Annotated in this window: 12 protein-coding genes; all 12 read right to left on the reverse strand. The window is 32.1% G+C overall.

From position 1 onward, the window contains the following. Positions 1-11: 11 nt before the first annotated feature. The 12 genes from C3V36_01200 to C3V36_01255 are packed head-to-tail and all read right to left on the reverse strand — an operon-like array spanning position 12 to position 16,009. Positions 12-1,778 carry a hypothetical protein gene (locus tag C3V36_01200; protein ID AVM68001.1) on the reverse strand — a complete coding sequence of 589 codons (1,767 nt, stop codon included), beginning with the start codon at positions 1,776-1,778 and terminating at the stop codon, positions 12-14. 38 nt (positions 1,779-1,816) lie between these two features. Next, on the reverse strand, positions 1,817-2,842 hold the full coding sequence (locus C3V36_01205; protein ID AVM68002.1) for a hypothetical protein: 1,026 nt from the start codon (positions 2,840-2,842) through the stop codon (positions 1,817-1,819). Positions 2,843-2,863: 21 nt separating this feature from the next. Then, positions 2,864-4,567, reverse strand: coding sequence for a hypothetical protein (locus tag C3V36_01210; protein AVM68003.1), 1,704 nt, complete (start codon positions 4,565-4,567; stop codon positions 2,864-2,866). A gap of 4 nt (positions 4,568-4,571) precedes the next feature. Beyond that, positions 4,572-5,150, reverse strand: coding sequence for a phosphoserine phosphatase (locus tag C3V36_01215; GenBank protein AVM68004.1), 579 nt, complete (start codon positions 5,148-5,150; stop codon positions 4,572-4,574). A gap of 7 nt (positions 5,151-5,157) precedes the next feature. After that, positions 5,158-6,039, reverse strand: a complete 882-nt coding sequence (locus tag C3V36_01220) for a prenyltransferase (protein ID AVM68005.1) — start codon at positions 6,037-6,039, stop codon at positions 5,158-5,160. After that, positions 5,999-6,421, reverse strand: coding sequence for a hypothetical protein (locus tag C3V36_01225; GenBank protein AVM68006.1), 423 nt, complete (start codon positions 6,419-6,421; stop codon positions 5,999-6,001). Before C3V36_01225 ends, C3V36_01220 begins: the two co-directional genes overlap by 41 nt. After that, a complete protein-coding gene (locus C3V36_01230) occupies positions 6,421-8,724 on the reverse strand; it encodes a hypothetical protein (GenBank protein AVM68007.1) in 2,304 nt (767 codons plus the stop codon). Before C3V36_01230 ends, C3V36_01225 begins: the two co-directional genes overlap by 1 nt. 13 nt (positions 8,725-8,737) lie before the next feature. After that, a complete protein-coding gene (locus tag C3V36_01235) occupies positions 8,738-11,035 on the reverse strand; it encodes a hypothetical protein (GenBank protein ID AVM68008.1) in 2,298 nt (765 codons plus the stop codon). A gap of 16 nt (positions 11,036-11,051) precedes the next feature. After that, positions 11,052-13,280 (reverse strand): glycosyl transferase family 2, encoded by a 2,229-nt coding sequence (locus tag C3V36_01240; protein ID AVM68009.1) that lies wholly within the window; start codon positions 13,278-13,280, stop codon positions 11,052-11,054. Between the two features lie 15 nt (positions 13,281-13,295). Next, positions 13,296-14,030: a teichoic acid ABC transporter ATP-binding protein gene (locus C3V36_01245; GenBank protein AVM68010.1), complete on the reverse strand. Its 735-nt coding sequence runs from the start codon at positions 14,028-14,030 to the stop codon at positions 13,296-13,298. A gap of 33 nt (positions 14,031-14,063) precedes the next feature. After that, the gene (locus C3V36_01250) at positions 14,064-14,840 is read right to left on the reverse strand and encodes an ABC transporter (GenBank protein ID AVM70391.1); all 777 of its coding nucleotides are present in this window, start codon (positions 14,838-14,840) and stop codon (positions 14,064-14,066) included. Between the two features lie 26 nt (positions 14,841-14,866). Next, positions 14,867-16,009, reverse strand: a complete 1,143-nt coding sequence (locus C3V36_01255) for a glycosyltransferase family 1 protein (protein AVM68011.1) — start codon at positions 16,007-16,009, stop codon at positions 14,867-14,869. Positions 16,010-16,013: the final 4 nt, after the last annotated feature.

A 16,013-nucleotide genomic window follows, 5' to 3' on the forward strand; every position in this document is an offset into this window, starting at 1 on the left:
TTTCACCTTTTTTATTCCCTTAAAAAATCCTCTAAATAAAAACTTATCTGCCATCCGCAAGTATAGTAAATGGGTTTATCGGATTGATCACTGGTCTTAACTATTTTACCACATTTAATTCCATAATCCTTTAAATTATATAGATATCCACTGCACCCTTCCTCCGGAGTTCGAACAAAGCCCACTTCCAGTATTTTATCATTTTCAAATGCATTTTGGGAAATAATGCTGAAATCTTTATTAGTCTTTATGCTTTCTTTATATATGTCTGTAAATACCTTTGCCCAAGGGATAATATTTAAAAATATTCCTACAATAAAGATTCCTGCAATAATTTTCATTAAAATATTTCGGGAATTCTTTTTAATATTTCCCAATATTAAAAGAACTGACAACGGAATTATAACATAAAAATAGCCGACATATCTAAGCCCTCCTGCTCCTAAAGGCGTTAAACTGCATTGAATAAAAATCAACCCTAAAATTCCAATAGAAGTCTTATAAAAGAAATCATTTATTATATATTTTTTATTCTGATAAATAATCACTGCTAATATAATTACACTTATAATAAATAGTCCACTAAAAAGGACTCCATAAGCCCCAAAATGTGGAGCATGAATGTAATAAGATACTATTTCCCTGATTGAAAACGTAAATGGAATTTTTAACGGTAATTGAGTTTCACTCCAAAAATCTCCCATTTTTCCAAATAATAATGCCCAAAATATTTGAGGAGTATTAAACCCATCTGTTGATGTGGCAAAGCTTCCAGACATATATCCCAAAGTATTTCCTATCACTCCCGGCAAAATTTCTTTCCACCGCAAGTAATTCGTTACATATGGCGCAAAACCCACTAAAATAATACTTAACAATGTATAAATAGCTAGTGTCATAAAAATCTTAAAACTACTTAAAACACAAATTGCTTCTTTTTTTCGTTCTTTCCAAAAAACTATCCCAAAAAAGATTAAGCAAATGACTCCCATTGAATAAAGGGCATTAAATTTAGTATTTATTCCTATTATAATACTCAATCCGACAGCATTTAGCACTTCCTCTTTTTTAATCTCGATATACTTTGCATCTAAAAGCATAATAATAAATATCAAGTTTACTATTACCATATTATTCAATGGTGCATCCACATAAAATGTCCGAAGTTGAGTAAGAGCAACAGGATTTAACATTGTAATTAGTGCTATTAGAAAACTTGATATTCTATTAAAATATCTTGTTCTCACATAATCATAAAAAAAGCAAAAAATCATAAACATAGTTATAAAATGATACGCTTTTCCGCATTCTATATTTTGACTTATAGCATATATACTTGCCCCAAAAATAGCCATTCCTTTAGGAAAAAATTCTATCCACTTCCATTCATCTTTCCCTATTACTCTTGGCAAACTCCCCAACTTTGCATTAAATTCCTCCGGTGTTTCATAAACTGGGTTCCAGCCCTCTTTTAACAAACCCACCATCGGTTTTCGATATGCATTGCCGTCATACGAGGTATCAATCACATTCCCTGAAATCATAATAAACAGACATGCTATGACTATGCTAATAATCGTGATTTGCAAGATGTTTTCTTTTTTTAGCATTTTAAAACTCAGTATCGTCAGCAACAGCGAAATCAAAGTATGCGCCGGGCCAATTGTAATGCCAATAAAAAACAGCAACATAGAAATGGTAATCAAAATTGCCATATATATTAGGAAAAATAATCCTAAATCAAAGTAAAAGTGTTTCTTTCTATTCTTTATCTCCATTTTTTCTCTCTTTCCGCAAGAAATAAACTTTTATCTTTTTATAATTCCGGCCAAAGTTTTCGGAAAAACGCTCCTTTCTTTGCATAAAATCTAAAAAAATATCCAAGTAATCTCATCCTATATAGTGCATATATAAAGAACAGCACTCCACGAACTAAAACTTTAGAGCCTTTCGGCCGAAATAAAGATATATATGGATTGTGAATAAATTCACAAAAATCATCTTCCAATACTTTTATAGCCTTTAAATACTCTTGATTCATATCCTCTTCTTTGACATACGCTCCTGTCTTTAATAAATACCAACAAGTAAAATAAAAACTATAATATGAAATCACCTGTTTTTGTTCTTGTGTCAACGCCTTTTTTTGCTTAATTCCCTTTAAGTATTTATAGCTTTTTTCTAAAATTCCTTCTTGAAATTTTAGAAAAACAGTATTTTTAATAGATTTTCTGTTAAATACATAGTAATAAAAAGGATAATCATATACTATAATATTCGGAGTGCTGATTTCCAAACCACCTTGATACAAAATATCTTCAATGACCCTGCCTTCGCAAGATTTTAATTGATTCTCTATCAAAAATTGTCTTTTATAAAGTTTCGCAAATAACGGAATACTTTGACGTAAGGCCATTTCTTTATTTTTAAATCGCCTAATATATCGGATTTTGCCAGTATCATCAACACTGGTAAAACCCGTATACACAATATCGTACTTCGGATTTTTTTCTGCAAATTTAAGTACCCTTTCTACATAAGAATCATGAATATAGTCATCATGATCCATAAATAAGATATATTCTCCTTTGGCTTGGTGTAAGCAATAGTTCCTGCCATAGCCCACTCCTTTGTTTTCATCTGAATAAAATATTCGAATTTTATCTGGAAATTCCGTTTGCATTTTTTTCATTATTTCTCGCGTTGAGTCAGTTGAAGCATCATCATAAAGCAATATCTCAATATTTTTATATGTTTGATTTAGTAACGATCTTACATTCTTTTCAATAAAGCTTTCTGAATTATATTCTCCAACAATTATAGATACGAACTTTGAATCCATTTTGCTCCTTTCCACAACTCTTTATGGTAGTTCCTTATAATATAACCAATTTGCATATGTCAATTGAAATGTTTCATCTACCTGTTCTCTTAAAACTAATTCATAGTTGATATCCTTATCCATTAAATTATAATTCATTCCACTAAAATCATCCACATAAAAACAAACCTGATATTTTTTTCCTTCTTGACTTCTATTTTTCATATAATTCAAAATCGCTCTAATATCTGTAGCTGCATCAATTTTATGAAGCATTACCGGAACATACGGCGCTGTATTTAGAATTCCCATAACGCAAATAAATATTCCGATATAATTTGAAATCTTATTTTTCAATTTATTTTCCAAACTAAACAATATAAAAAGTGAAATAAAAAATAATATATAGATATGTCCGATATATCTGGTATTATACGATGTTGGTAAAAATGCCATTTCTATAAAAGATATCCATGAAAATATTTCCACAATCAGCATTTTATCTTTTGTATCACTAAATTCTTTTCTCCATTGTTTTCTTTTTAAAGCCCATACAATAATACTCAGAAAAAATATACCACTAAAAAATACACCTAACCCTCCAACTCTAGGGTCTACATAGTAATAATAATTCAATTCCTCCATTTTAAAAGTAAATGGTATCTTAACCAAATCTCCTATTTGTGTCAGATTTCCATGGCTCATTCTTCCTATCAATGATAGAAAAAACATAACGGGATCACTCAGTCCCTTAATTCCAAAATATTGCCCTGCAAGGTCTTTTGTCATAAATCCCTGTTCCCCAATGAAACCATAAAAAATATTTTGATATCTTAATAGGTTAGTTAAATATGGTGAAACTCCAACTACACCCACTGCCATAAATGCCGAAAAAGCCAATATTAGAAACCTTCCCCCCACTTTTCGTTTATTTGTTTCCCTATAACAATAATACAGAATAAAAATAATAGCATATGTTGCTACAAACAGTCCTACTGAAAATTTTAAATTACATCCTATTATCATCAAAAAAGATAAATTGAGCCAATTCTTTGCTTGATCTCGCCCCTCAAAAACTTGCATAAATAATAGCATAATTAGCATTAAACTACAGACTACAACACTGTCCAAATAATATGAACAAAACTGTGCCAATACAACAGGATTTAAGGCTATAACTAAAGAACTCAAAATAGCTTGATATTTTTTTAAACCTTTTCTGATTAAAAATTCCGAAAAGAATAAATATGTAATCAGCGCAAACAACAAGTGGTACATCTTTCCCGATTCTATATTCCCGGTAAGCGCATAAATCGAAGCGCTGAAATACCAAGTCGCTTTGGGATATGCTTCTGCCCAAAGCATTGGATTGTGTCTAGGAATTTGAATATTATGAGACAATTCATTAAAAACCGTGTTGGCCTGATACACCGGATTCCATCCATATTTCAAAAAACCAATAGCCTGCTTATGATAAGCGGCCCCATCCCATGTTTGATCAAAAACCGAACTACTAAATAATGTTATCAATACAATAATAGCCGCCACCACAACTAAATGAAATATTGTCTTTTTAAAATCATTATCTTTATACAAAAAAATACTCGCCGTAACCGTGCTCGCAAAAAGAATATTCCATATACTCACACTAATTCCAGCCAGCAAAAAAATTGCAGTAACAACGACTGTCATAGAAAAAAAAGTCAACAGCATTGATGCAAGTTTATATCTATCAACTTTATACATTTGTCTATTCCTTTCCCCAAAAATTTATTTTTTTATCCTCTTTTATTAAATACGCACTTTCCGCTTTTTCGGCTAAGTATCGATCCGAATAAGTATCCGAATAAAATTCTTTTATCTCCGCTTCCGGGCATTCCGCTTTTAATCTTACCACTTTTTCTTTCCCATAGCAATTCGGCGATAAAAAATGGCCGCTATGAGAATCAACTTTACTGGCAATCAGCTTATAAATCTTCATTTCTCGGCTTGGAATTTCCAATAAAAACTCCGGCGATGCCGATATAATCACATCTTTTGAATGATCTTTTTTCTCTAAATACCATTTCTTTATTTTTCTTAAATGCTGCTGCCAAAATTTTTCAACATGCTCCATCGTATTTGGAATATACTTCAAAAAAGAGAAAAATATTTCTTTCAATTGCTCTTTCTTTATTTTTTTCAAAAAATACTGAAGGAACGCCACCATTAAGCTCGGCAAAATCCTTATAATGCTAAACGGATGCCGCTGAAAAGTAAACAGAAAAAAATCCACGCTGCTGTCACCCCGATAAATTGTTCCGTCAAAATCATACACATATATTTCCATAAACTATTTACCTTCCATATAGCACATACAGCATTAAAGCCGCATAAATAATTCCCAGACTCATTATAGTTTTATCCGATAAAATAACCTCTACCGGATCACCGTCGGAATCGCTTTCAATAATCAGCGTATACTTCAAAACCGTTATAATCACAATCGGTACCGAAAGTAAAACAACATCACCATAAATCTTAACTACACTTTCGCACCACAAGGAATAAAAAACCATGGTCGTTCCCAAGAACATATACATTACTTTGTCCAAAAATTCCTTTGGGTAATATCTCAAAACCAGCCGATGCGTCATCCCCCTTTTTAGCAGTTCGTTCCTACGCTTGCCAAAACCTAAAAAGAACGATAATGACATCATACTTAAATATAGCCAAGCCGAAACTGTAATATCCACTAACACCGCCCCAAAATAAATCCGCAAAATATAGCCAAAGGCTAAAATAAGAACGTCTATGATGGGATAATTTTTAAGATAACTGCTGTAAGCAATATTTAATGCCAAATATACCATTAAAACAACCAATGGCAGCACCTTATGGTGAACAATAAGAACATTAATACCCAAAACCGCCGCCAGCAAAAGGAACGCTATCGCTCTAGCTGTTTTTATCTTAATTTCTCCACTGGCCAGCGGCCGAAATCGTTTGGTTGGATGTTGTCTGTCTTTCTCAATATCTTTAATATCATTAAAAATATATACTACTGACGAAATCAGACTAAAAAGAAAAAAACCAATCCCTGCCTGAATAACTTTGGGAATATCAAACAGATTATTCGCAAATACCAGCGGAACAAATACCAATATATTTTTAATATAATGCTTTATCCTAAGTAGCTTAATGTATTTCTTCATTCCTTTTCCCTTTCTCAAATACATATATTTTATTCAGCATATATGTCGCCAATATAATTCCGCCACTGATAAATACTTTGCTCAGCATCTTATCCTGTCTCAAACAGCTCACAGCAATATAAAGCAAAAGCGAGTCCAGTACAATGGAAAAAGCCCTTACCAAAACATAGCGAATAAATTCGTTTTTCCTGGCCCTTGACCTTTTTTCGATAAATACCCATTTTTTATTGAAGTAATAGGAAATAACTACCGCAATCACAAAAGACAATACATTGGCAATCAGATAATTCATATCAAGTTCTACCATGAAGTAATACATCAGCAAATTCAGAATCGTTGTAACCCCTCCAAAAAAAGCATATCGCAGCATTTCTTTTAGGGTATTTTTATTTAGTAACCGCTTCATTATTTTGTTCCTCGGATTCCATCTCGGATTTTACTTAATACTTTGCCTACTGCAGTATTATTCATAAATCTTTGGTATTTTTCTATCATTTTCCACGATCTCATACTATAAATTTCTTGCAGCCGAAGTTCAGCACTACTACCATTTCCTGCAAAAAGTTCCTTATTATTAAGAATATCCTCTATGCGGAGTTTATTTAACCATAATCTATTGGCAACCTCTTCTTTTTGTTGATAAGCCGAAAAAATTGTAACTAATTCATCAATTATTCGGCTGTCCCCCACAAACTTATTAGAGTGTTCTACCATCTTATCATACACCGCATTCACTTCAGAGCAAATACTATTTAACCCTATATACTTATCATAATTTTTAATAATTAAATCTCTTAGTCCATTTTTATCTATTGCTGAATTATATAGTATTCGATTAATTGCAATTACATATAAATTAATCTCTTCTGCTGAATAATCATAATTAAATAAATCTTTCGCTTCATCTTGCAAACAAGGAATAAGTTCTCCTCGTTCTGAATTAATCAGTTCTTTTTGTCCACCCACATCAGAACTAATCACCGGAAGTCCCATGGACATTGCTTCAAAAGCCGTTAATGTCAATCCTTCCTTCAAAGAAGTAATTAGCAGAACATCTGAAATTGCATAAAAATCCCTTGTATTTTTTTGTTCCCCAGTTAAAATAAAGCGATTAGAAAAAGAACTTTTCTTAATTTTATCATGCAATAAATCATAATTTTCTCCGTCCCCTACAATTAAAAAAAACATATCTTTATGCTGAGCTAAAAGCTTCTCGGCAATATCGAACATCAAAAACGGCCTTTTTTCAGGATTAATTCTGCATAAAAACAAGACCACTTTGTTCCCGTTTGGAATCTTGTATTTTTCCCTTATTTTTTTCTCATCTCCCAAATGAGGATTAAAGTATTCTGTATCTGTACCAATGTAACATACTTGTGTATTGTTATTTCGTTTGTTATAATCTTCTTCCATTATTTCTAACGTAGTCCGATTAGCAATCCAGGTTTTGTCAATTACACTGTCAAATACTGATGATAACCTTGCATATCCACCATTTCTCCAATACTTCGAATCGGCATGGATATAGTCATAAATATATATATCCGAAAATTCTTTTCTAATCCAAGGCAAGGCATAATATCCATAAAAGCTACTGATATTGAAAACAACCTTTATATCCCTTGTTACTATTAAATAGTGGATAAACGAAATGTAATGATTTACATTTAAAAAACTTGATAATGTATATATTTCAGTTGTAATTTCTTTAAACCTACTCTCCAGTAAGTTTTCACTCTTCTCGGTGGTAATAAGTGCAACTTTATACCCATTATTTACAAGAGTTTTGACTAAATCTAAATTAAATATATCCGCTCCCCCCATTTCAAGATGAGGAATCATTAACAGAACATATTTTTCTTTTTTAATTAATGGAAATTTTTGACTGATTTCCCATTTAACCGGTTCTGTAAATTCTAATTCATGCCGAAGCAAGAAATCAATTGCCAGTACATTATCCGGCACATTCATTGCAAGCGCTTTTATTCTTTTTTTTAATTCTTTTTTCAATTCCGGATTTTTTTCGATTTTTGATAACTCTCCGGAATCAAGACGACGATACCAGAAAAAAGGCTTTTTAATTTGAATTGGTCGGTGTCCTTTCGATAAAACCTTTAACCAAAACTGATAATCCTCCCAAAGATTTTTATTATTTTCATCATACATATCCTTATCTTGAAACACTGTTTTTTTTATGCACCCAATATAACTTAAAATATTCTCTTCCTTCATTTTCGTTGTAGAAAATTCTGGTTCCCATAAATATTCCTGCTTGTCAAAACCTATAGAATTAGTAAAAGTCCACGATGCTTCTTGATTAGTATATATTCCTAAAAATGTATACTCCAAATACAAAGGGTCTATAAGGTCATCTGCGTCCAAAAAAACTATATATTCTGTTTGACTCTTTGATATTCCATAATTTCTAGCTTTGGAAGCACCACTATTCTCTTGATGATATACTCTTATTCTATCATCTATATTTTCAAGCTTTGCAAGCACCTCTAACTCATGTTTAGATGTACTTCCATCATTTACGATAATCCATTCAAAAAAAGGAAATGTCTGATTCAAAAGACTATTTGCTGTTTCCATAATATATTTTGATGCATTATAATAAGGTGTCACTACAGAAACATATCTTTGTTTAATTCTTTTAGAATCAAATCGATCTAGCCTTTGCTTTCCCGGTCTATTTTCAAAATTCATTTCCCCTCTCCTTTCAAAGGTTTATTTTTTTTAACTTCATTATCCACATAATACTTTTATCTTCTGTCAAAATTTTTAGTTTATAATTAAACTTTTCTATTGTATTCTTCAATTCACGAATCTGTTCTTCTTGGATTTTATATTTTTTCTCTATCTCTTTTAATTTATTAATCTCACCATCTTTTATTTCTATCTGATCTAAAAAATATCGTTTTGCTTCCATAAGTTCATGCAATTCTCTATCTTTATTACTTATTTCTTTTAAGTAATAATCTTTTGCTTCATGAAGATTATCTATTTGTCCTAAATGATATTGTTTTGCTTCTTTAAGGGCACTTATCTCTGAGAGAAAGTATTTTTTGGCTTCCTCAAATTCTATAATAAATTTTCCCTGACTTTTTAGGATCTTCTCTTTACTATCAATTTGATCCAAGTAGTATTTTTTGGCTTTTTCCCAATTACTCTCAGTTTCCTCATATAGCGCATACAATTGAAGCGGCTCAAAGTCTATCTCATTAATTGATTGTGATTCTTCGACACTTTCTTTTTTAGACAATTTAATAAATTCTTGTTCTAATTTAAAAACCGTCTGATTAATCGAAAATCTTTCTTGTGCGACTAATCTGCAATTGCTTTTCATTTGTAACAATTTTTCTTCTGACGACAACAACTCTTCAATAGCACTTACATATTGATTAACTTCATCAACATCTATTTCATATTCTTTTACAGATGTTTGAATTACTCTGCCAACATCATTTGTAATCACTTCATCCTGACCACCTGAACTGCTCGATACAACTGGCAAGCCCATTGCTAAAGATTGGTAAGTAACAAAAGTAATCCCCACCAACGTACAAATTAATGATATATCTGCACTTTCATAATATGGTATTAAATTATCTTGATAGCCTTCTAATACTACAAAGTCTTCAAGTTTCTCTTTTGCAATAAACTTTTGCATTTTATTAAATTCCGGACCATCTCCTACTACTAAAAAAACAATATCTCTCCTTATTTTTATAAGCTGCTTTGCTATTTCCAACATTAACAAAGGTCTCTTTTCTTTATTTAATCTGGCAATGTAAAGAATTATCTTTTTATCATTAAACCTTGATCTAACATTTATATCCCCTATTCCTTTATTTTTATAAATATCTGTATCCACGCCAACATATACTTGTTCTACATTTTTTCTATTGAATACATCTGTTAATACCTTTCTAGTATTTACACTTCCTGTAAAAGATTTCGATAAAAGTCCACCCATTATTCCTGAAATTCTTGCAAACCCGCCATTTCTCCAGTACCACTCTTCTGTATGGACAAAATCTATGCAAACCACTTTCGGAAATCTTTTTTTTATATAAGGCAAAAAATAATATGCAATATATGAATTGGAAATAAAAACAATATCTATATTTCTTGTTTCTATAAACTTTAAAATATAATCGATATAATCTGATTTTTTTAAAAAGCAAGATAAATCCATAATTTCTTCTACTTCATCTTCAAATTTATATTTCCATACATTAACACTTTTTTGGGTAGTAATGACTCTAACATCAAACTTCTCCTTGTTAACTCTTTTAACAAACTCTAAATTAAAAGCATCTGCTCCGCCTATTTCTAACCATTGTGTTAAAAGTAATATACTTATTTTTTCTCTTTGTTCTAAAGAATGAGTTTCCTCTTGTTCTACTTGTCTAATCAATTTAAATCTTTCTAAATAATTCATATCTTCGAAATTAATAAATTCTAATCCGGGAACATAAGTATTAATTAATATGGACTCACCAACCCATTTATTTTTTAATTCTCTACATTTTTTATCCTCGTATGTTTTTTCTATATATATAATCTGATTCCACTTCTTTATACTCTCTTTAATTGATATCTCCTGACATAACCCATCTTTTTTTATCATAAAAAAGTTTATATTTTCTTCAGTAGCACAGATTTTATTTAAAACGCATGACATTTTAAACTTCGGATTAAAATACAAAAGATATAGAAGTTCTTCCAGCCAAGTATTTCCTATGACACTTCCCTCCGGCAAAAAAAAGATATAGTCCGATTTAATTTGCCGAAAAACTTCCTGCTCTACTTCAAGAATATCCGAGTTCTCACTTAAATGTAATAAAATTCTATTATCCAATGAAGCTATTTTTCCCAATTCCATTTTATCTTCCATTTTAGCAATAATAAGCCATTGGAAATCTATATTTTTTTGCTTCTGTAAGCTGCAGTAAGTTTTATACAAACATTCATACTTATCAAACAATGTTATAACTGTAACTCGGTTCTCCATTTTTCATCCCTCATATCTATTTAAAAATCTTATTCACTCTTAATTTAAAGGCTAAACTAATTAATCTTCTCCCCCATTTTGAGTTTGCAATCCGTATCAGTTCATTTTTCATATTTGGAGAATGATTATTTTTAAAAGAGGCTCCCAGCGCTTCATACTCTACATAAAGGCTTAGGTAGTCCTCTGCCAATTTCGAATATTTTCTAAGTTCTTCCGATTTCTCTTTTCTCTCCCTTTTCCTTTCCTTTGTTTGCCCCTCCTCCAATTCTCTCTCCAAATTCACAATCATATTATCCGTTGAAAATCCTTCTTCAATCCTCTTTCGACAAGCAAGCCGCCTTTTAGCTCCGTCTTCTTCCGCCTCAGTCAACAAGCTTTTAATCGCCTCTGTATACTCTCGGATTTCTTCTTTCGAAAACTCCCGATTATCTAAGTCTTTCTCCTCTTCCTGCCCTAACGCAATTATTTTTCCGACTTCCTCGGTAATTAATTCTTTCTGCCCTCCAACATCCGAACTGACTACCGGTACTCCCATCGCCAAGGATTCATATGCTGTCAGTGCCAATCCTTCCTTTAAGGAACAAATCAACGTAATATTTGACAAAGCATAGTATGAACGCATGTCTTTTGCTCTGCCTGCAAACTTTATTCTTTCCCCAAGACCACTATCCTGCACTTTTTGCTGCATTTCCTCTAATTGCGGTCCATTTCCCACTACTAAAAAAACAGCTTCCTTTACTTCTTTTGCAATTTCCAACAACAAAAACGGACGTTTCTGCGGATGAATCCGGCACGGAAATAAAACTACTTTTCTTTCTCCTAATTGAAATTTCTCTTTCAGTTCTTCAATTTCTTCTTGTCCCACCTTTTCTCTTTGAAATTTCTCTTTATCTACTCCAATGTATAACGTTTTAACACTGCCTTTTTCTCTTCCGAAATGTTCTTCCAATATCTGTTGCGTCCTGCCATTACACACATACGTTCTTTCCAGTACTTCTCCCATCACACCGGAAACACGCGCAAATCCACCATTTCTCCAATACCATTCTTCCATATGGACATAGTCAATAATTGCTAACTCCGGAAATTCTTTTCTCAGCCATGGTATTAAATAGTACCCATAATATGAATTGCTCAAAAACAATACATCTACTTCCCGACTTTGAATAAAATAGCTGATAAATGCCGCATAGTTTTTCATCTCTAAAAATTGAGGCAGTTCAAATATCTCTGGCACATAATCTTGAAATCTGTCTTTCCATGTGTTCTCACTTGGCAATGTCGTTATAATACTATATTCATACTTCTCTTTGTTGGATTTTTTGACTACTTCTAAGTTAAAAAGATCGGAACCTCCCATTTCTAACCAAGGCAATAACATTAAAATCCTAGTTTTATCCTTTTTTTCATAAACCGGAAATGACCACTCTATTTTTTGAGGAACAGCAAAGCAATTCGTTTCTTCCATTACTGGAAATTCAATTGCTTTTATCTCTTGCTTAATATCTTTTGCAATCTTTTCAATGATTTCCTGAGAGCGTTTTCGATTCTTTTTATCGCCTTCGGTTAATGTCATTGCTCCTTCTTCACTCCGGCGATACCAAAAATCATAGCCTTCAATATGTACCGGCTTTTTCCCCTTTGACAGTAACTTAAGCCAAGCCCCCCAGTCTTCATGATAATACTTTCCATTTTCCTCATAATATCCAATTTCTTCAAAATCATGCTTGCGAATCGCCCCTGCATTGACCAATAAATTTATATTCTTCATCTGCTCACTGCTAAATGTTCGTTTCCACAAATATTGCTGTGTCCCAAATCCAACCGAATCTGTATAACTCCAGCTACACTCTTTGTTAAAATATAATCCAAAATATAATTTTTCTAAAAAAACAGGCTCTATTAAATCATCACTATCTAATGGAATAATTACCTCTGATTTCGCCCGGTTGATTCCATAATTCCTTGCCGAAGCCGGACCACCATTTTCTTTATGATATAATATAATTCTCGGATCAGTTTTTACGAATTCTTCCAACCTATCTATCTTATCTGTACTGCCATCATTAACAATAATCCACTCAAACCAGGGAAACGTCTGATTTAAAACACAGTTATATGTCTGCTCAAAGTATTTTTCTGCATTATAATATGCCGTGATAATACTTACCAACGGTTTTTCTTTCTTGTTTAATCCTCTATCCTGCTTCTCTTTTCCCGGTTCTCTTTGATAGTTAAATCCCATGTCTTTTCCTCTGCATCACTGATACTCTTCTATATATCTGCCAGCAAGGCTGTTTGCATTTCCGATTTCTCTAATTACTCCCTTTTCAAGCCACACAATTTTTTGACAAACTTCTTTTATTTGTTCCATAGAATGCGAAACTAAAATAATTGTTGTTTCATTTTCCATCATTTTAGCAATTCTCTTTTCACACTTTTTTTGAAACGCAAGGTCACCTACTGATAAAATTTCATCCACAATTAAAATATCCGGCTGTGATATTGTAGCAATCGAAAATCCAAGGCGCGCAAGCATTCCTGAAGAAAAGTTTTTTATAGGGACATCAATAAATTCCCATAGTTCTGCAAAGTCTACAATCTCTTCAAATTTTCCAGCAATTTCTTTTCTGGAATATCCTAATATAGCACCATTCAAATATATGTTTTCTCTGGCCGATAAATCCATGTCAAAGCCGGCTCCCAATTCAATTAAAGGAGCAATTGAACCTTCTACTTTGACATTTCCGGTTGTCGCTTTTAGTACCCCGGCAATGATCTTAAGTAAGGTACTTTTTCCAGAACCATTTAATCCGATAAGGCCAATGGATTCTCCTTTTTTTACCTGAAATGAGATATCTCTTAATGCCCAAAACTCTTGGAACATCAACTCTCTTTTGATTAACTTAATTGCATACTCTTTTAAATTATCTACCCTCTCTTTACTTAAGTTAAACATCATTGATACATTTTCTAACTCAATTACATTCTTCATAGTCATCCTCAATCATAAGTTTCTTTTCAGATCCTAAATGTATAAAATAAATTTATCTTGTTTTTTATAGAACACATACATTCCAATTATTAAACTTATCAGTCCAAAGAGCAAACATTCTAAATTCATTTGCCAGCTTGGGATAGCACCATCTAAAATCAGCATTCTGAAATATGTAATAAATTTATACATCGGATTCCATTCCATTACTGCTCGGCTGCTTTCAGGAACAATGTCAATTGGGTAAAAAACAGGTGTTAAATACATCCAAGCCAAAATAAATACATTATATAAATGTGTCAAATCTCTAAAGTAAACAGTTAGTGCCGATAAAAGCAGTCCCAAACCGGTTGAGAATAATGTCAAATACAATACCGGTACAAAAGATAATAACATTGTTGTATGAAATTCAGCCTGAGTCACTACCATTACAATTGTTACCGCAATAAATGCAAAAAAGAAATTAACAAGGGCTGATAATACCTTGGATAAGGGAAATAAATATTTGGGAATATATACTTTCTTTATCAACGCTCCATTACTCAAAACAGATAACTGTGCTTGTATAGTTGCTTCTGAATTTAGTGAAAACAAAATATTACCACTTAAAAAATATACAGCAAAGTTTTCAATTTCTGACTTAAATAAAGTAGAAAAAACAAAAGTTATTACAATCATCATTAATAAAGGATTTAGCACTGTCCAAAGCAATCCCAGAAAGGATTTTCGATATCTTATTTTTATATCTCTAATTACTAACTCTCTTAATAAATTTCTATATTTTAAAAATGCTTGTATTGTTCTTTTTATCCTATTCACAATAGTTACTCCCTAATTTATAGCCTCATCATTCTATAGATATCACTATTTGTTAACTTGAAATAATACTCCACCAACCGCTCCGCTTCCGTTTGAATGCAATATCCGGCTACCGTGAAATTATTTATAATCTTTTCAACCATTTGATCCCTGTTTTGTTCCTTATGGTTTTCAATTGCTTCTACCCATATTTCTTCATTCAGGTTCAAAAATCGAACCTGTTCTGTTATTTCTACTTCCCTCGTAATCTTGTCCGACATAAAGCAAGGAAGTCCTACTGCTTGTGCTTCCACTCCCACTACCGGCAATCCTTCAAACAAAGAAGGCAGTAAGAAAAAGTCCATGGCACATAAATACTTAGATACTTCCTTTTGAACTCCCGCAAAAATAATATAATCTTGTATTTTTTTTTGTTTTGCTATTGATTTAATACCCTTTTCCAGTTCACCATTACCTACCAGTAACAAACGATATTTTTCATTTTTCCTGATCAGTCTTTCTAAAATTTCCAATAAAAAAACATGATTTTTTTGAAGCGAAAATCGTCCCACATGCCCCAAAACAATCTTTTCGTCTAAATGCAGCTTATTCCTTATCATCTGCCGGTCTTCATTCCTAAATTTGTATTTTTCTAAATCAATTGCATTATTAAGCAAAAAGACCTTTCTGATCGTTCCAAATAAGTAATCTGCTGCCATTTTCGAACATGCCATCTTCTGATTGGCATAATACTTTCCTATTTTATGCAAAATATCATTCCGCAGTTTTTTTATTGTTGTTTCCGCGCCTTTTGAGTTATGGCTATGTATAATACGAATTGGAACCCTTTCATTTCTTGCTGCTTTTAGATATATAAATGCAGCATTTGGAATGTGACAATGTACGATCTGGTAACCACACCTGTGAAATAGTATCTCTGCTTTCTGACTGCATGTTCTTAGATTCCGAAAAGACAATTCCGGAAAATGATAAATTCTACCACCCAAATCGAGAATTTCTTTTACTAAATCTTGCTCGGAATCTCCATGAGTAATAAAGTCAAATATCACTTTTTCTTTATTGATCTGCCTGAAATAATTCAGCACCACTGCTGTGACACCATTATTTTTTTCGATTTTTTCAATAATATGAAGTACTCTTAAGGGCTCGCTTTGATTCATTTAC

The sequence above is a fragment of the Lachnospiraceae bacterium oral taxon 500 genome (assembly GCA_002999035.1).
Classification (GTDB): domain Bacteria; phylum Bacillota; class Clostridia; order Lachnospirales; family Vallitaleaceae; genus W11650.